This is a genomic window from Streptomyces sp. NPDC040405, from assembly GCF_055595765.1.
Genome location: NZ_JBVIVI010000008.1, coordinates 155,339 through 172,729 on the forward strand (window position 1 = coordinate 155,339; position 17,391 = coordinate 172,729).

Consider the following 17,391-nt stretch of genomic DNA (forward strand, 5'->3'; position numbering starts at 1 on the left):
AGGACATCCCCTGTGAAGACCGTGGAACCCGCGCCCGCCGCGCCCTCGACGAGGGAGCAGGGCCCGCCCGTGAACTCCGTGAAGCGGCAGGCGCGCAAGAACCGGGATTGGGCGCACGCACTGCTCATGTCCACGCCCGCCGTCGCCGGACTCATCGCCTTCGTCGGCATCCCGTTCGGCTACGCCGTCGTCCTCTCCTTCTACAACGTGCGCCTCGGCTCCCCGATGGAGCCCACCTTCTTCGGGATCGAGCAGTACCGGCGCCTGTTCACCGACCCGGACCTGTCCGGCCCGTTCCTGCGGGCCCTGCTCAACAACCTCACCTTCGCCGTGGTCGTCGTACCGCTCCAGTCGGGCCTGGCGCTGGCCCTGGCCATCCTGCTCAACCGCAAGCTGAAGGGCATCGGCCTGTTCCGGTCGCTGTTCTTCATGCCGGTCGTCTTCCCCATGACCCTGGTCGCCGTGATCTGGCGGCTCATCCTCGCCCGCAGCGACCAGGGCCTGCTCAACTCCGCGCTGCACGCGGTGAGCTTCGGCAACTGGGGCGCCTTCGACTGGCTCGGCGACGGCGCCACCGCGATGGCCTCGATCATCGTGCTGTCGGTGTGGCAGGGCGTCGGCTTCCAGATGGTCATCCTGCTCGCCGGCCTGCAGCAGATACCCGGCGAGCTCTACGAGGCCGCCGAACTCGACCGGGCCACCCGCTGGCAGCAGTTCCGCCACGTCACCCTGCCCGGCATCCGCGGCACCCTCGTCTTCGTCGCCATGCTGACCTCCGTACTGTCCTTCCGGGTCTTCGACCAGGTCTACGTCCTCATCCACGGCGGAGGTCTCGACGAGGACGCCACCCGCACGGTCATGTACCAGGCCGTCACCACCGCCTTCGACCAGAACAACATCGGCCAGGCGTCCGCGATCACCGTCGTCTTCTTCCTGGTCGTCGTCGCCCTGACCCTCATCCAGCGCCGCGTCGTCCGGCCCGACAGCGAGGACTGACCCACGATGGCCACGACCCGCGCGCCCCTGCGCCGTTTCGCCGACTACGCCGTCCTCAGTGTCCTGGCGTTCATCTTCGTGCTGCCCGTCCTGTACTTGCTGCTGGGCAGCCTCAAGCCTTCGGGCGAGGTGCTGAACGGCCTGAACGGCTTCCTCCCCACCCACCTGTCCTTCGACAACTACGCGACCGTCCTCGACGCCCTCAACTCCGACAGCACCGGCTACTTCTGGCGCTTCATGGGCATCTCACTGCTCGTCGGGTTCGTGGTCGTGACCGGCGGCCTCTTCGTCAACTCAATGGCCGCGTACGGCATGTCACGGCTGAAGTGGCGCGGCCGGGAGGCCGTCTTCACGCTCGTGCTGCTGCTGATGCTGGTCCCGTTCGAGTCGGTGGCCGTGCCGCTCTTCTACATGTTCAACGACCAGCGCGACACCATCTACATCCAGGCGGTCCCGTTCATCGCCAACGCCTTCTCCATTTACCAGTTCCACACGTTCTTCCGCGCGATCCCGCCGAGCATCGAGGAGGCGGCCCGACTGGACGGCGCGGGCCCCTGGCGCACGTTCTTCGCGATCATCGTGCCGATGTCGAAGCCGGTGTTCGCCTCGGTCGCGATCCTCACCTTCCTCACCCAGTGGGGCTCCTTCCTGTGGCCGGTCCTGATGGTCTCCGACCCCTCCGTCCGCCCCCTCCCCCTGGAAATGAGCGTCTTCCAGGGCCAGCAACCCCCGGACTGGGGTCAGATACTCGCCTTCGGCGTCCTCCTCGTCCTGCCCGTCCTGATCGTCTTCGCCTTCTTCCAGCGCTGGTTCGTCCAGGGCGTCGCCAGCTCCGCCGTCAAGGGCTGAGCATGTGTTGATCGCCTCGTACCCGCAGCGGGGGCTGGTCAGGTCCCTGCTTCGCGTTGGAAGGTCTCTATCCGGTCCACCAGGGCTCTGGCCCCTCTCAGCTCTTCCGGGTGTACCAAGTCGTACTCCCCCTTGCCTGCCGTGTTCTTCGACTTCTCTTCCAGCTCGCGCAGGTAATCCGTGTGGTGCTGGTGCAGGACGGCCAGGAGGGAGTCGCCGCGTCGGGTTGCTTCGGAGGGCGTTGTGGCTTCTTCGCGGACGCCGAAGATCGTAGATCTGCCTGCTGCAAGTTCGGTCAGGTGGTAGCAGAGCACCAGGTTGGGGTCCTCGATGCCGATGCCCGAGGGGATCAGGAACACCAGGGGGAGCAGGTCGGAGTCGAGGGCACGAAGGCGCTGCTCCTTCGGCTCGTACGTGTCGGCTCGGGACGCCGGGCCACCTCGGGCCAGTGGTACGGCCAGCTGCCACGGCTGGTTGGCCCAGTTCGCCAGCAGGTCCAGTGCGTACGTGTCGGCCGCCGCGATCACGAAGACCTCTCGGGGGAAGTCGACTCCGTAACACTCGCGCAGAACCTGTTCCGGGGGCAGGTCGGCCTCGTACAGCGCTCGTGCCAAGCGGGCCATCGAGCCGTACTCGCGGCTCGATGCCTCGATCCTCAGCTGTTCGAACTCGTCGGCCATCTGGCGAACTCCTATTCCGCGCCCTGTCCGGGATCATTTCTGCGCTCGAGCTCCCGCAGTACCGGGCGTAGTTCCGCCCACGTCTGCCTGAGCTTCTTCGACGTCAGCGCGGCGATGATGTCACGTGCGACCTCGTGCGCCATCGTCAAGGCCTTCCCGACATCCCTGTTCGCCTGTGCCTTTGACGTTCCCGCCTCCGCCTTCACCGCCGCGGCCATCTCCCGCAGGATCTGCCGGATCCGCCGATCACGAGCAGTTATCCCTGGGTTCTCGGACATCAGGATGACGACCCTTTCGACATAGCTGAATACCACCGCCTGTACTCTTCCAGGCGCTCCGATCTTGGTATTCGCCATGAATACCGCGCTGGCCAACTGCCGTGCGCTTGCCGTTGTCTGAGCCTGCATGGTCAAGGCGTATGTCGCTCTGCCCTTGCTCTCAATGGCTTGCTGCACTTCTTTCTTTTCGCGCAGCGTAAAACGCGTCGGGTCAGTGGTGACGGATGCGCGCGGGTCGTAGAGCACCGAGAAGTTACCCCCCAACAGCTCCTTCAGCCACTCCTTGAAATGGTGTCCCTCCAGCGGGCCGACGTCGAAGGGGAGAACGTTCCGGACCGCTTCGATGGCCATCAGATCCATGAAGTCGAAGATGTCAAACGCGCCGCCCTCGTCCCACACCTTCACCAGTGTGCTCGGCTCTGACGGGTACAGCAGGTCGGGATGGCGTTTGCTGACGGCGACCCGGATGGCGCGGTCGATCCTGTTGGAGAGCACTGTCAACTGAGCCTCGAGCGCATTCGTATCGGCCGTATTCCAGTCGAACCGTTCGAAGTCGTAGCCGCCGATGATCATTATCGGGTCGCTCTTGATGCTTTGCAGTACCTCGTTGTACGCGGTGAGCACACCGCGCCCCTTCGGGGCGGTCGCGGTGCTGTCCGGATCCTGGGTCAGGACGTGCACCTGTTTGTTGACTTTGCTAAGAATGCTCTTTGCATGCCGGGTGAAGCTGGACTTGAACACCTTGCCCCGGAAAAGACCGATGGGAAGATCTGCGTTGCGCCGTCCTGTGTCTTCCAGGCTCTGAGCTTTCTGCTTATCACTCTCCTTTGTCAGCTTGCCGTACGCGGCGCGCACCTTTTCAATCGGCACTGGCTTCCCTCCCTTGGCCTCCACCCATCTGGGAGTCCAGGTGAAGCCGAACACCGCCAAGAGCAGTTTCCGCGGTCCCGACGTTCCCTTGACGGACTGCACCGCGGCGATGACCGCCTGCTTGCCCTCGCCGTTCGTCGGGACCAGTCGCTCCATGGAGTTGACGCCGATGACGACCGCGGTCCTCAGGTGTGCCGCTATCTCTTCCGGCTCGGGCGAACCCTGCCACGCCTCGGTGAGGTATCGAGAGGCGACAGCCGGGTTGTTTTGTATCTCCTTGGGGATGGCCACCATGTTGATGATGAAGGCTGCCGAGTGTTTCTCTTTCACGAAGTTCTCGATCGGGCGCAGGTTGCTTTCCGCCTGGCCGACGTCCTCCATGTTGATCGACGCAGTGGTTTGGTGAAGCTCGTAGGGGAAGCCTGGGAAACCCAGCTTCTTCTCCTTCGACTTCCCCTCCGGGTTGATGGACAGCTTGATGACGTAAAGCTCCCCGTTCTCCACCAGGCGTATCGACTTCAGGCGGTGTCGGCGCTTGATGCGCGGCAGGCCCTTGCGTACCGACTTGACCGTGGCGTCCTCGGCGCCGATGAGCCGGTTCGCGTCGCGGATGGCGGCGTCCAGGGCGCGCCGCTTGTCCTGGTCCGTGCGGCGGTCCTTGCGTTTGCGGTTCTTCGGGCGGTCCGGCTTCTTCGCCTTGCGCGGTCGCTTCGGCTTCGCCGGTTTGCGCCGCTTCCTCGGCCTCGTGGGCTTGCGGCGGTGTTGCGGGCGCTTGGGCCGCTTGGGCTTCTTCCGTTTGGGCTTGAGCTTGGCCGCCAGTTTCCTGAGCAGGCCGGTGATCTTGTCGATGACCCAGTCGATGGCGCGGTTCACCGGCCGGGACAGGGCCTGGAATATCTGCTTGACCTTGCCCGCGATCCCTCCGATGCCGAGGATCGCGGCCAGGGCCCCGATGAGGACCGGGATCGACCGCGCCAACGCGCGTTCCACCAGTGCCGGGACGCCGCCGGTGCCGCCGCGGGCGATGGCGATCACCGCGTCCAGGACCGTGTTGACGAACTCGATGATCTGTCGGCCCTGGGTCACGATGAACCGGACGATATCGATGATCATCTTGCAGGCGCGGATGAACGCCGACGCCGGGTTGAACAGCGACACGATCCACGTCACGCCCGCGATGATGATCGTCGGCAGCAGGTAGGACACCAGCTTGCTGATCAGGTCCTTCTTCAGGTCCCCGACCCGCGACTTCAGGTCCGACCACAGGCCCGCGACGCCGCGTCTCTTGGCTTCCACGACGATCGGGATCGCGTCCTTGCCGGTTTCCGCCGCCGCCATCGTCTTCGGGCTGACCTTGCGGGCCAGGCGGGCGCGGATGTTCGGCCACGACAGCCCGAGCAGACCGGCGATCATCACCAGGATGCCGAGGACGTCGAAGCTCGTCGGCAGTATCAGGCCCGCCGTGACGCCGGAGCCCAGCAACCAGGCCAGCACGCCCTGTTGGAGGTGGCGACCCGCGTTCTTCATGAACAGGTTCAGCCCGCCGCCGACGCCGGTGATGAGCCGGCCGAGGAAGCCGACCGGGTCCTTGAGGATCAGGCCGACCGCCGACGCCGCCTTGCGCAGGACGCCCATCAGCAGGCGGCCGAGTTCCTTGATGGTGTTGATGACCCCGCCGATCGCGTCGGCGGCCTTGGAGACCAGGCCCTTGTTCTTCTCCTTCTCCGCGGCGATCTCGGCGTCGACCGACTTGACCGCTTCGGTGTACTTGGTGGCCAGGGTGTCGACCAGTTCGGTGCCCTTGTCGTTGACCGTGTCCGACAGCTCGTCGAACTTGCCCTGGAAGTCCGCGGCCGCTTCCCTGCCGATGGCGCGGAGGTCCTCGGGCAGGGTGTCGACCGTGTGCTTGAGCTCCTTGCGGCCCTTGGCGATACGGTCCTTGGCGTGGCGCAGCTCGCCCTCGACCGTGTCGGCGACGTCGGAGATGACCTGGCGCATCGCGGTCAGGTAGTTGTCCCGTGCGCGTTCGTAGATCCGGTTGGCCTCTTCCGGGAGGTCGGCGAACAGATCCTTGACCCAGCGGGCCTTGCCCCGTAGCCCGGAGTAGCGGCGGGACTTGTACTCGTCCATGCCCCGGGTGTGCTCGTCGGTGAACCGGTCCCTCGCCCGCTTCTCGCCGCTGGTGAACTGGTCGTCGACCTTCTTGTCCAGGCCGGACAGGATCTGCTCGACATCGCCCTTGGTCTCGTCGAACACCTTCTGGAGCAGGGCGGTGACCTTCGTGCGCTTGTCCTCGTCGCGGCCTTTCGTGCCCTGCTTGCCCGTGCCGACCTGCTGGCCGGTGGCGACCCGCGTGGCGTGAAGGGCACCCATCGCGGCCGCGCCGCTCGTGGCGGCGGTCGCCTTGACCTTCTTCAGCTCGGCGGCCTCCCCGGCACGCAGCTCCTTCGGGGCGGCCGCCGAGTGGGCCTCCATCGTCTTCTTGTTCCGCACCGCCTTGTCGAACGCGGGCTCGCGCGAGTTCTTCATCGACAACTGCTGCTCGGTGACCTGAGCGGACGCCATCTGCTGGTTGACCTGGTCCGGTCCGGCCGACATGTCCGTGGCCGACTTCGGCAACGTGTCCGGGGCGGCCTGGTCCGGGTTCGGGGCACCCGGTTTGCCCGGCACAGCGTCCGCCGCCAGCGGCACGACCTCCTTGGCGTCCGGGGCCGGTTCCGGCGTGGCGGCGGTGGTGTCGGCGATCTCCTGGCCCGCGGCGTCCTTGCCCTCGCCGACCTTGCCCTGGACCTCGGACTTGACCTCCTCCGCCTTGCCCGACTCCCCGAACTTGTCGGCCTCGTCCAGGTTCTTCGGGGCCCGGTCCTTGATGGCCTTCTCCACCGCGGCGATGAACGACTGCTTGTCGAACTCCTTCGGCTGAGCGGCGTCCATGTCCTCCGCGTGCGCCGCCTTGCCGCGGGCCTCCTGGTCATCGGCCGGCGGCACCGCGGCTCCCTGCGCGGCACCGGCCTCCGCGGTCGGTGGCGGGTGGCTCGACGCCACCTGTCGCTTCTTGACCGCGACGTCCTTCTTCAACGCCTGGAACTTCGGGTCCGCACCCGGTGAGCGCGGGCCGGCCGCTTCCCGTTTCTTCGCATCCTTGTCGGGGCGGTCCTCGGTGTCCTTCGCGTCCTTCGTGCCCTTCGCGTTCTTCTGGTCCGGGCGAGGTGCGGGCGGGGCCTTCGTCTTCCGGACAGGCTTCGGCTCCGGCTTCTTCGCGGACTCCGGCTTCTTCGCCGACTGCTGCTGTGCCGGGACGGATTGCTGAGCTGCGGGCAGCGCACCCGCCTGAGCCGCGACGGCCTGGTTGCCGATCAGGTCCTGCCCGGTCGGCATCATCGGCCCGGGCCACCAGGACGGGACCGGCCCGGCCCCCGGCGGCGCCTCGCCCATCGCCGCCGCCATCGCCGCGTTGCCTGCCACCGCCCCCGCCCGCACGACGGCCGACGGGCCGGGCTCCACGGCCGGGCCCGACACCCGCGCGGTCGGCCCGCGCAGGTCCGGCACCTCCGCGCCGCTCCGTATACGTGGATCGCGCACCGAGGACACCGCCGGTGTCGTCGGGCGCGGCGTGCGGACCTTTATGTGCCCAGGCATGGTGGCCGCAGGGTCGCACCTGTGCCGTCGCAGCCGTGCCTTCGCGGCGTCACGGGGGCGTCATCGGTGGAGCGGGCGCGCCCGCTCGGCTCATGGTTCAGGCCGCCGGAGCGGCGGTCACCGTGGCCATTTCGGCCGCCTGGCGCAGCGCCTCGACCATGCTGCCGGGCTCCGCCGTGCCCGTTCCGGCGATGTCGAACGCGGTGCCGTGGTCGACCGAGGTGCGGATGACGGGCAGGCCCACGGTGAGGTTGACGCCCGCCTCGATGCCCAGAACCTTGACGGGGCCGTGGCCTTGGTCGTGGTACATCGCCACGATCAGGTCGTAGTCGCCGCGTGAGGCGAGGAAGAAGGCGGTGTCGGCGGGGAGCGGGCCCCGGGCGTCGATGCCCCCGGCGCGCAGTGTCTCCAGGGCCGGGACGATCTTCTCGTCTTCCTCGCCGTAGCCGAACAGGCCGTTCTCGCCCGCATGCGGGTTGATGCCGCAGACGCCGATGACGGGGTTCGGGGTACCGGCGCGGACCATCGCCTCGTGGCCGCGGCGCACCGTGCGCTCTACGAGGCCCGGCTCGATCCGGTTGACGGCGTCGATCAGGCCGATGTGCGTGGTGACGTGTATGACCTTCACCTTCTCGGTGGAGAGCATCATCGAGACCTCCTCGGTCCCGGTCAGGTGGGCGAGGAGTTCGGTGTGGCCGGGGTAGAGGTGGCCCGCGGCGTGCAGGGCCTCCTTGTTGAGCGGCGCGGTGCAGATGGCGTGCACCTCTCCGGCCACGGCGAGTTCGGCGGCACGCTCGATGTACGCGTACGCGGCACCGCCCGCGACCGGCGACAGCTTGCCCCAGGGCAGGTCGGCGGGGAGCAGGCCGAGGTCGATCACGTTGACGCGGCCGGGAGCGAACTCGGCGTCGCGCGGGTGGCCGACGGCCTTGATCTCGCAGTCCAGGCCGAGGACGCGGGCGGCCTCGCGCAGCCGCTGCGCGTCGCCGATGACGACGGGGCGGCAGCGGGCCGGGACGGCCTCGTCGAGCAGGGCCGCGACGATGACCTCGGGGCCGATACCGGCGCCGTCGCCCATGGTGACGGCGATGAGGGGGAGGTGGGCGCGCATGAGAACAACTCCTGGGCGGGAAGCGGACGGTTGGCAGGTTCAGGCGGCGGCCTTGAGGGTGAGATGCGCGATCCGCGCAACCGCCCCGCGCCCCGCGGCCACCGCGTCCGGTGCGGCGGGTTCGGGCCGTACGGCGTCGAGGGGGAGGGCGCGGACGGGCGTACCGGACAGCGCCGCGCGCAGCGCTGTCCGTACGGCGCGTGCCGCGTCGGCGGGTGGCGGGCGACGGGTGTCCGGGTCCACGACGAGGTCGTGCGCGGCAGTGACCTCGGTCACATCGGCGGCGTCGGGCGACAGGCGGACGGGGTCGCCGGGTGCTCGGGCGGTCTCGGCCGCGCCGGGCAGGTCGTCCGCGAGCGCGATGGCGTACGGCGGTACGGGCGGCGCGGCGGATGGGTGTGGGGGCGGGAGCGGGGGAGCCACGGAACGGAACCTCCTCGGGCGTGCCCGGCGGCGGGCGGCCCAGTGAGGATCATGACACAGTTGCGTGAAGTGCGCGAGAACTCTTGCGTGATCTACGCAACCGTGCGAGCGTTCCGGTGGCGCCGACGGCCGTCACCCGCGGACCGCGTCGCTGATGTGGAGGCGAGGCGTACCGGCACAGTACGCCCCGCTTGTCCGCAGCTCAGCACACCGCCGCGAACCACCACGGCGACCGGTCGAGGCCGCGTAGCCGCACGACACCTCCAGGTGCGCACATCACGCATGCGACAAGCGCACGAGCAAGAAACCGCACCACCCGCACCGCCCGCCTCGGAAGGAACCCCGCAGTGACCGTCGGCCTCGAACTCCCGCACGTGCCCGTCCCGTTGTCGCGTCTCGTCCTCGGCACGATGACGTTCGGCGACACCGCCGACCGTGCGACGGCCGCCGCGATGCTGGACACAGCGCTCGACGCGGGCATCACCGGCGTGGACACCGCCAACGGCTACGCGGGCGGCGAGAGCGAGCGCATTCTCGCCGAGCTGCTGCCCGGCCGCCGCGACCGGGTGGTTCTCGCCACCAAGGCCGGTATTCCGCACCCCGACCAGGGCACGCACGCGCCGCTGTCCCCGGAGGGACTGCGGGCCGCGCTCGACGGGAGCCTCAAGCGCCTGGGCACCGACCACGTCGACGTGTTCTACCTGCACCAGCCGGACCGCAGGACGCCGCTCACCGAGACCCTGGCGACCATCGCCGAGTTCGTCCGGGAGGGCAAGGTCCTCGCCCTCGGCGTCTCCAACTTCGCCGCCTGGCAGATCGCCGAGCTGAACCGCGTGGCCGACGAGGTCGGCGCCCCCCGCCCCGTCCTCGCCCAGCAGCTCCACAACCTCCTCGCACGCCGCATCGAAGAGGAGTACGCCGAATACGCCGCGGCCACCGGACTGCGCACGATGGTCTACAACCCGCTCGGCGGCGGCCTGCTCACCGGCCGCCACAGCTTCGAGCAGGCCCCGGCGGACGGGCGCTTTGGTGACTCCGAGCTGGCCGCGAAGTACCGCGCGCGGTACTGGAACGAGGATTTGTTCCGCGCCGTCACCGACCTCACCCGCATCGCCTCCGACGCGGGCCTGCCGCTGACCGAACTGGCCCTGCGCTGGCTGCTGACCCGGCCCTCCACCGACGCGCTGCTGCTCGGCGGCTCCAAGGTCGAGCACCTGAAGGCCAACATCGCCGCCGCGTCCGCGGGCCCGCTCCCCGCGGACGTCCTGGCCGCCTGCGACGAGGTCGGCGCCCGCCTGCGCGGCCCGATGCCCGCCTACAACCGCTGACCTCGCCGCATACTTCGCCGCCCACCCCGCCGTCCACCTCGCAAGGGAGAGACACCCATGGCCACCGGCCGCACTTCCGCCCAGTTCATCGCCGCACTGCGCAATCGCGAGGAACTCATCGGCTACTGGTCACTGCTCGACTCGCCGATCGCCGCCGAGCGCCTCGCCCGCGTCGGCTACGACTACCTGGCCTTCGACGCCCAGCACGGCCTCTTCGGCTACCAGGGCATGCTGAACAACCTCCTCGCCACCGACACCAAGGGCAGCACCGCCGTCGGCATGGTGCGCGTGGAGGCCAACGACCTCACCTACATCGGCAAGGCGCTCGACGCGGGCGCGAGCGCCGTGATCGTCCCGCTGATCGACAACGCCCGGGACGCCGCCGACGCCGTCGCCGCCGTCCGCTACCCGCCGCTGGGACGCCGCTCGTACGGCCCGATGCGCGCCCAGCTGCGCGTCGGTCCGAACCCGGCCGACACCCACGAACAGACCGCGGTCCTCGCGATGATCGAGACGGCCGACGGCCTGGCCAACGTCGAGGAGATCTGCGCCACCCCCGGCCTGGACGGTATCTACATCGGCCCGTCCGACCTGCGCCTGGCCATCGGCGGCGCGACCTCCACCGACCCCTCCGTACAGGACCGGTTCGAGGAGGCCCTCATCCGCGTCCGCAAGGCGGCCGAGGCGGCGGGTATCGCGGCCGGTATCCACAACGCCGACGGCGCGAGCGCCGCCCGCCGCCTCGCCGAGGGCTTCACATTCGCGTCCGTCGCGGCCGATGTCGTACACCTTCAGCAGATCGCGACGTCCCACCTGGAGGCGGCACGAGGCGGGGCGCGCTGATGCCGACCACGCTCATCACCACGCCGACCTTCGCCCGCCATTCGGCGCGCCCCTGGCAGATCCTGGAAGAGGCCGGAGCGGGCCCCCTGCGCCCCCGCGAGGACGCGGCGCTCCCCACCGCCGAACTCCTCGAACACGCGGCCGGAGCGGACGCGCTGATCGTCGGCATGGACCCGATCACCGCCGAGGTGATGGACGCCGCGCCCCGCCTCAAGGTGATCGCCAAGCACGGCGTCGGCGTCGACACCATCGACGTGGCCGCCGCCCACGCGCGCGCGATACCGGTGGTGTGCGCGCCGGGCAGCAACTCGCGCGCGGTGGCGGAGTACACCTTCGGCCTGCTGCTGTCCGCGACCCGCTCCCTCGCCGCCTCGCACATCGAGGTGGCGGCGGGCGGCTGGCCGAAGCTGTTCGGCCCCGAACTGCACGGCAAGACGCTGGGCATCGTCGGCTTCGGCCGCATCGGCCGCCTGCTGGCCGGTTACGCCCGGGCCTTCGGGATGGAACTGCTCGCCCACGACCCGTACGTCTCCGAGGCCGACGTCCGCGCACAGGGAGCCGAACCGGCCGCGCTCGACGCCCTGCTGGCGCGCGCCGACGCCGTCAGCCTGCACACCCCGCCCGATCCGTCCGGCACCCCGCTGCTCGACCGTGCCCGCCTGGCGGCGATGAAACCGGGCGCAATCCTGGTCAACGCCGCGCGCGGCGGCCTCGTCGACGAACACGCGCTCGCCGACCTGCTCGGCTCAGGGCACCTCGGGGCCGCGGCCCTCGACGCCTTCGGCACCGAGCCGCTGCCCGCCGGCCACCCGCTGCGCGACGCCCCGCGCACGCTCCTCACCTCCCACATGGCCGCCTGCACACCCGAGGCCAACCAGGCCATGGGCGCGATGGTGGCCGAGGACGTCGTCCGCGTACTGGCGGGCCAGGAGCCGCACCACCAGGCGCGTTGAGACGCCACGGCACACCCGACCCCCGTCCCCCTCCCCGTTCCGGACGCCGGCGACGATGCCGGAAGATCCCTAAGGACCTGACATGGCCACCACGACCGACGGCGCCACGGCGGCGCCACCCCCCGCGCAGCACGACCCGTACGCGCTGCGTGCCGAAGACGCTCGCCCGGCCCCCGAGAGCTTCCGCGGCCGACTGCGCCAGCTCGGCCCCGGGCTCGTGCTGTCCGCCGCCGTCGTCGGATCCGGTGAACTGATCACCACCACCTCGCTCGGCGCGAAGGCCGGGTTCGCGCTGCTGTGGCTGGTGATCATCTCCACCGCGGTCAAGGTGTGGGTGCAGATGGAGCTGGCCCGCTGGACCATCCTCAACGGCCGCCCCGCGCTCGACGGCTTCCGTGACGTCGGCCCCCGGATCGGCCGCCTGAGCTGGATCAACTGGCTCTGGATCGGCATGGACTTCGCCAAGATGTTCCAGCGCGGCGGCATCATCGGCGGCACCGCGGCGGCCTGCTCGATCCTGCTGCCGATCCACGGGGCGGCGCTGAGCGCCTCGTCCCTGACCATCTGGGCAGTCATCGTCACCGGCGCCGCCATCCTCATCCTCCAGACGGGCAAGTACCCCGTCATCGAGCGGGTTGAGGTCATCGGCATCACGCTCAAGACGATCATCACCCTGGGCCTGGCACTCGCCCTGCCGTTCACCGCCTTCGGGTACGGCACCGAGCAGCTCGTCGGCGGACTGAGCTTCCAGATCCCCGCGGGCACGGTCGGCATCGCCCTCGCCATGTTCGGCATCACCGGCGTCGGCGCCGACGAGATGACGACGTACACGTACTGGTGCCTGGAGAAGGGCTACGCCCGCTGGACCGGCCCCGACGACGGCACCGAGCAGCGCGCCCGGCGGGCCGAGGGCTGGCTCAAGGTCATGCGGCTCGACGTGGGCGTCTCCTGGCTCGTGTGCACCGTCTGCACCCTGTCCTTCTACGTGATCGGCGCCTCGGTGCTCCACCCGCAGGGGCTGGTGCCCGAGGGCAACGACATGATCACCACGCTGTCGCACATCTACACCGACACGCTCGGCCCCTGGGCCGAGTACCTGTTCCTGGCCGGGGCGATCGCCGTCCTCTTCTCGGTCACCGTCGCCTCGTCGGCCAGCGTCCCCCGCCTGTGGACCAACACCCTCGGTCTGCTCGGCGTCATCGACTGGCACGACATGCGCGTCCGCACCCGCACCATCCGCATCCTCACCTGCTGCCTGCCCCCGGTCTGGATGGGCATCTTCCTGTGGGTCCAGTCCCCGGTCCTGATGGTGCAGATCGGCGGCATCGGCGGTGGCATCTTCCTGCTCGCGGTCGTGGTCGCGGTCTGGCGCCTGCGCTACACCGGCGTCCCGCCCCGCTTCCGCGGCGGCCACTGGCTGACTGCCGCCCTCGTCCTGAGCAGCGTGGCGACCTTCTTCCTCGGGATATACGGAGTGCTCGACGCGCTCGAGCTCACGCCCGGCAGCTGAATCCGGCGGTGAGGGGCTCGGCCGGACGCTGTCAGCACGCAGGCCGGATCAGTTGTGGTTCGCGGTCGGTGGGTCGGCGACGGCGGTGAGCCGCAGCTTGGTCTCGTCCTCACTGCCGGGCACGGCGGTCATGATGACGATCTTGAGCTCGGAGTCGCCGTCGGTCAGGACGTCGCAGTCCACCGTGACCGGGCCCACCGACGGGTGGTCGATGGTCTTGTGGTCCTCGCGGTGCGCGGCGACCTCTCCGGTCGCCCATAGCTCGGCGAACCTCCTGTTGCCCGCGTTCAGGTCGCGGATCAGCCCGGCCAGGCGGTCGTCCCGGGGGAAGCGGCCGGTGGCGCGGCGCAGGTCGGAGACGACGGCGGCGTCGGTGGCGTCGCGGTCCGCCTCGGTCACCGGCCACAGCGCGAGGCGGACGAGGCGGTCGGGGCGGGCGTCCACCGGGAACCTTTCCCGCGCGAAGTTGCGCAGCCGCGGCGGCGAGGCGGAGGGGTCGCCCAGCAGGGCGACCCACCCGCGGTTCCACCACACCAGTTGCCAGTCCGCCGCGAACACGGCAACCGCCACGTCCCCGAGGCGGGCGAGCACCCGTTGCATGCCGGGCGGGAGATGGTCGGAGATCGTGCCGTCCAGCGGTGGTACGAGCTGGGCCAGCCGGAACAGGTGGTCCCGCTCGGCGGTGGACAGTTGCAGGGCTCGCGCGAGCGACGCCACCACCGACGCCGAGGGTGTCGTGGCCCGCCCCTGTTCGAGGCGCACGATGTAGTCGACCGACACCCCGGCCAGGTCGGCCAGCTCTTCGCGCCGCAGCCCGGCAGCCCGGCGCCCGCGGGCCACCGGCAGCCCGGCGGCCGATGGGGGCAGCCGGTCCCGCCACGTGCGGATCATCACGCTCAGCGCGGTTCCGGGTGTCGCCGACATGGACTCCATTTTCCCGCATCCCCGGTCGTGCGGGTGAGCGCGAGGGTGGTACTGGCCTTCCTACCGTCGAAGCGTCTCTGGTCCGCCTCCCCGGCCAGAGGCAGCATCGGACACATGACGATCACCTTCATCACCGGAGCCAACAAGGGGCTCGGCCGCGAGACCGCCCGCCGCCTGATCGAGTGCGGCCACACCGTGCTCGTCGGAGCGCGCAACCGCGAGCAGGGCGAGGAAGCCGCCGCCGCCCTCGGCGCACGCTACGTCCCCATCGACGTGACCGACGACGCGTCCGTGGCCGCCGCGGCCGCGAACGTCGCCGCACACGAGGGCAGGATCGACGTCCTCATCAACAACGCCGGTGTGCACGGCCCCGTCGGCGATCCCGGCGACCTCACCGCCGCCGACGCCCTCGGCGTCCTCGACGTCAACGTCATCGGCGTCATCCGCACCACCACCGCGTTCCTGCCGCTGCTGCGCCGCTCGGACGACCCCGTGATCGTCAACGTCAGCAGCGGCATGGGCTCCCTCGCCCTCACCCACGATCCCGGCAGGCCCGAGTCGCAGGTCGTCGTACCGCTGTACACCTCCTCGAAGGCGGCGCTGACGATGCTGACCACGCAGTACGCCAAGGGGCTCAAGGACATCCGCGTCAACGCCGCCGACCCCGGCTACACCGCGACCGACCTCAACGGACACAGCGGCCCCCAAACCGTCACCGAGGGCACGGACGCGATCGTCGCTCTCGCCACCGAGGGGCCCGGCGCGGGCAGCGGACGGTTCGTCTCCCGCGATGGCGAGATCGCCTGGTCGTGACGGTGGACCGTGAGAACGCTGCGATCAGGTGGCGGCCGTGAACCCGGGCAGTTGGTCGAGGAGCGGGATGGCGCGGTGTCGAACACCGGACAGCCGAGATCACCGGCGGTGAAGATCAGCTTCTCCCGGTTCCACAGGTGCGTCTTGCGGTACTTGCCGATGTACCCGTCCGGGCCGAGCAGCACCGCCGTGTCGAAGAGCTGGACGCCGTCGCGCTCGGCGATGCCCGCGACGAGGTACAGGCCACGCTCCCGGGCGAGCGCGACCCACTCCTGGGTGGCGGGCCCGAAGGGGACCTCCTCGGCATGGGCGTACGCCTCCTCGCGTGTGGCGAAGGCATATCCGGTATTGGCGAGCTCCGGCAGCACGATCAGGTTCGCGCCATTGTCCGCGGCCTGCCGGACCAGTTCCAGCGTCCGCTGCAGGTTCTTGCTCTTGTTCTCCAGGCCGACCTGTGGATCGAACTGGACGGCGGCGGCTCGTACGGGGCTGGTGGCCGTAGGGGAAATGTCGGGCATCGGAAGGGCGCCTTTCGTCGGGGTGTGTGGAGGCTGGGGGAGTGGGTGCTATCGGCGGTGAAGGGGCCGGGGAAACTCCTCGTAGAGGCGTTCCGCGGCGCTCAGCAGCAGGCTCTCGCCGCCCGGTGCGGCGACGAGCTGAAGGCCGACGGGCAGACCGTCGACCAGTCCGGCGGGTGTGCTCAGGGCGGGCAGTCCGACGACGCTCCAGGGGCTGGTCAGGGAGAGCAGCGCGGCGCGGACGTCCACCGGTCGGCCCGCCACGTCCATGGTGCGGGAGTCCAGGAGCGGGGCCAGGACGGGCACCGAGGGCAGGGCGAGCAGGTCGTAGTGGCGCAGCAGCTCCAGGATGGCGGCGCGGGCCCGCCGCCGTACCTCCCGCGCCTCGCGGTATTCCGAGGTGTCCACGCGTGCCGCCGCCCGGAGCCGGGCGAGCACCTCGTCGTCGTACAGGCCGGGGGCTGTCACCATCCGGTCGGCGTGGATGGCGTACACCTCGGCGCTCTGCAGGGTGGCATACGAGTGCTGGAGCAGCGCGCCCGGCACGAAGGCATCGTCCAGCCGTGCTCCGGCACGCCGCCGGAGAGTTTCCGCGGCGGCCTGGCTGGTGCGGGTCACGGCCTCGTCGGTGGGGAAGAAGGCGTCCGGCGCGAGCCACCCGATCCTCAGCCGCCCGCCGAGGGGACTCGGGGTGGGTTCAGGGGGCGCCTCATGGCCATCGGCGGCCAGCGCCTGCCACAGCAGTCGGCAGTCGGCCGGTGTGCGCGCCATGGGCCCCACGGTGTCCAGGGAGGGCGACACCGGATGGACACCCTGTGTGGACACCGCGTCGACGGTGGGCTTCAGCCCGACGACGCCGCAGCACGCCGCCGGAATGCGCACCGAGCCGCCGGTGTCGGTGCCGACGGCCAGGGGCACGATCCCGGCGGCGACGGCCACCGCCGACCCGCCGCTGCTGCCGCCGGACGCCCGGTCGGGCCGGTAGGGATTGCGCGACGCGCCGTTGGCCGAGCGATCCCCGGTGGGCCCGTAGGCGAACTCGTGGGTCGTCGTCTTACCGACAATGACCGCGCCCGCCCGGCGCAGCGCGCGCACGCACTCGGCATCCCGCTCGGGCACATGGTCGGCGAAGTGGCGTGACCCCATGGTCGTGCGCAGCCCCGCGGTGTCCACGACGTCCTTGACCGCGACGGGGATACCGTGCAGCGGCCCGCGGTCGAAGCCGCTCGCCAGCTCTTGAGCCGCCCGGTGCGCCGCTTCGCGGGCCCCCTCGGCGTCGATCGTCACGAACGCGTTGAGCAGGGGGCCCAGCCGGGCCGCCGCGTCCACGGCGTGCTCCAGCAGATCGACGGGGGACACCCGGCCCGCCCGCAACTCCCCGGCGAGCTCGCCGACGGTGTGCCGGGCGAAGAATCCGGCATCCGGTGGCGCGGGGAGGGGGCTCACCATGCCATGCCCCCGTGCGTGAGGTGTGGGCGTCCCTCGGTCTCGCGTGATCGTTTCATCGCTCACCTTCGAGTAACCCAATCGTTTGGGTAAGCGGGGCATGGATGACCCAAACGATTGGGCCAAACGTTTGGGTCATACCTAAGACCCCGCACGGAGCCATGTCAACAGCCATGCGGATGGCGTTCCACAGCCGAACGCCGGGATGCG

The 17,391-nt window shown here is 70.0% G+C and carries 13 protein-coding genes and 1 pseudogene; 7 read left to right on the forward strand and 7 right to left on the reverse strand.

The annotated features are described in order from the left end of the window. Window positions 1–12: 12 nt before the first annotated feature. Window positions 13–996, forward strand: a complete 984-nt coding sequence (locus ACZ59A_RS29745; protein WP_470964719.1) for a carbohydrate ABC transporter permease — start codon at window positions 13–15, stop codon at window positions 994–996. A gap of 6 nt (window positions 997–1,002) precedes the next feature. Beyond that, window positions 1,003–1,845 (forward strand): carbohydrate ABC transporter permease, encoded by an 843-nt coding sequence (locus tag ACZ59A_RS29750; RefSeq protein WP_470964722.1) that lies wholly within the window; start codon window positions 1,003–1,005, stop codon window positions 1,843–1,845. A gap of 38 nt (window positions 1,846–1,883) precedes the next feature. Here the strand turns inward: ACZ59A_RS29750 and ACZ59A_RS29755 are convergent, their stop codons facing one another. The 4 genes from ACZ59A_RS29755 to ACZ59A_RS29770 form a co-directional block, all read right to left on the reverse strand. Further along, complete coding sequence (locus ACZ59A_RS29755) at window positions 1,884–2,525, reverse strand: hypothetical protein (protein ID WP_470964725.1); 642 nt, start codon at window positions 2,523–2,525, stop codon at window positions 1,884–1,886. An 11-nt stretch (window positions 2,526–2,536) separates the two neighbouring features. Further along, entirely contained in the window at window positions 2,537–7,108 is a 4,572-nt protein-coding gene (locus ACZ59A_RS29760; RefSeq protein WP_470964728.1) for a phage tail family protein, read from the reverse strand. Between the two features lie 301 nt (window positions 7,109–7,409). After that, window positions 7,410–8,423: a 4-hydroxythreonine-4-phosphate dehydrogenase PdxA gene (pdxA, locus tag ACZ59A_RS29765; RefSeq protein ID WP_470964731.1), complete on the reverse strand. Its 1,014-nt coding sequence runs from the start codon at window positions 8,421–8,423 to the stop codon at window positions 7,410–7,412. A gap of 39 nt (window positions 8,424–8,462) precedes the next feature. Beyond that, window positions 8,463–8,846: a hypothetical protein gene (locus ACZ59A_RS29770; protein ID WP_470964735.1), complete on the reverse strand. Its 384-nt coding sequence runs from the start codon at window positions 8,844–8,846 to the stop codon at window positions 8,463–8,465. Window positions 8,847–9,193: 347 nt separating this feature from the next. Here ACZ59A_RS29770 and ACZ59A_RS29775 point away from each other — a divergent pair, with 347 nt between their 5' ends. From ACZ59A_RS29775 to ACZ59A_RS29790, 4 genes are all read left to right on the forward strand, one after another. Beyond that, a complete protein-coding gene (locus ACZ59A_RS29775) occupies window positions 9,194–10,174 on the forward strand; it encodes an aldo/keto reductase (RefSeq protein WP_470964738.1) in 981 nt (326 codons plus the stop codon). 57 nt (window positions 10,175–10,231) lie between these two features. Then, entirely contained in the window at window positions 10,232–11,017 is a 786-nt protein-coding gene (locus tag ACZ59A_RS29780; RefSeq protein WP_470964741.1) for an HpcH/HpaI aldolase family protein, read from the forward strand. Further along, window positions 11,017–11,970, forward strand: coding sequence for a phosphoglycerate dehydrogenase (locus ACZ59A_RS29785; RefSeq protein WP_470964744.1), 954 nt, complete (start codon window positions 11,017–11,019; stop codon window positions 11,968–11,970). The genes ACZ59A_RS29780 and ACZ59A_RS29785 overlap by 1 nt, the downstream gene beginning before the upstream one ends. Before the next feature lie 82 nt (window positions 11,971–12,052). Continuing rightward, entirely contained in the window at window positions 12,053–13,480 is a 1,428-nt protein-coding gene (locus tag ACZ59A_RS29790; protein WP_470964746.1) for an Nramp family divalent metal transporter, read from the forward strand. Window positions 13,481–13,528: 48 nt separating this feature from the next. Here the strand turns inward: ACZ59A_RS29790 and ACZ59A_RS29795 are convergent, their stop codons facing one another. Beyond that, window positions 13,529–14,404 carry a helix-turn-helix domain-containing protein gene (locus ACZ59A_RS29795; protein ID WP_470964749.1) on the reverse strand — a complete coding sequence of 292 codons (876 nt, stop codon included), beginning with the start codon at window positions 14,402–14,404 and terminating at the stop codon, window positions 13,529–13,531. Window positions 14,405–14,518: 114 nt separating this feature from the next. Between ACZ59A_RS29795 and ACZ59A_RS29800 the strand changes: the two genes are divergently transcribed. Beyond that, on the forward strand, window positions 14,519–15,217 hold the full coding sequence (locus ACZ59A_RS29800) for an SDR family NAD(P)-dependent oxidoreductase (RefSeq protein WP_470964752.1): 699 nt from the start codon (window positions 14,519–14,521) through the stop codon (window positions 15,215–15,217). An 83-nt stretch (window positions 15,218–15,300) separates the two neighbouring features. Here ACZ59A_RS29800 and ACZ59A_RS29805 read toward each other — a convergent pair. After that, window positions 15,301–15,735: pseudogene (locus tag ACZ59A_RS29805) on the reverse strand (nitrilase-related carbon-nitrogen hydrolase); the annotation flags it as partial. Between the two features lie 48 nt (window positions 15,736–15,783). Next, window positions 15,784–17,184 (reverse strand): amidase, encoded by a 1,401-nt coding sequence (locus tag ACZ59A_RS29810; RefSeq protein ID WP_470964755.1) that lies wholly within the window; start codon window positions 17,182–17,184, stop codon window positions 15,784–15,786. Window positions 17,185–17,391: the final 207 nt, after the last annotated feature.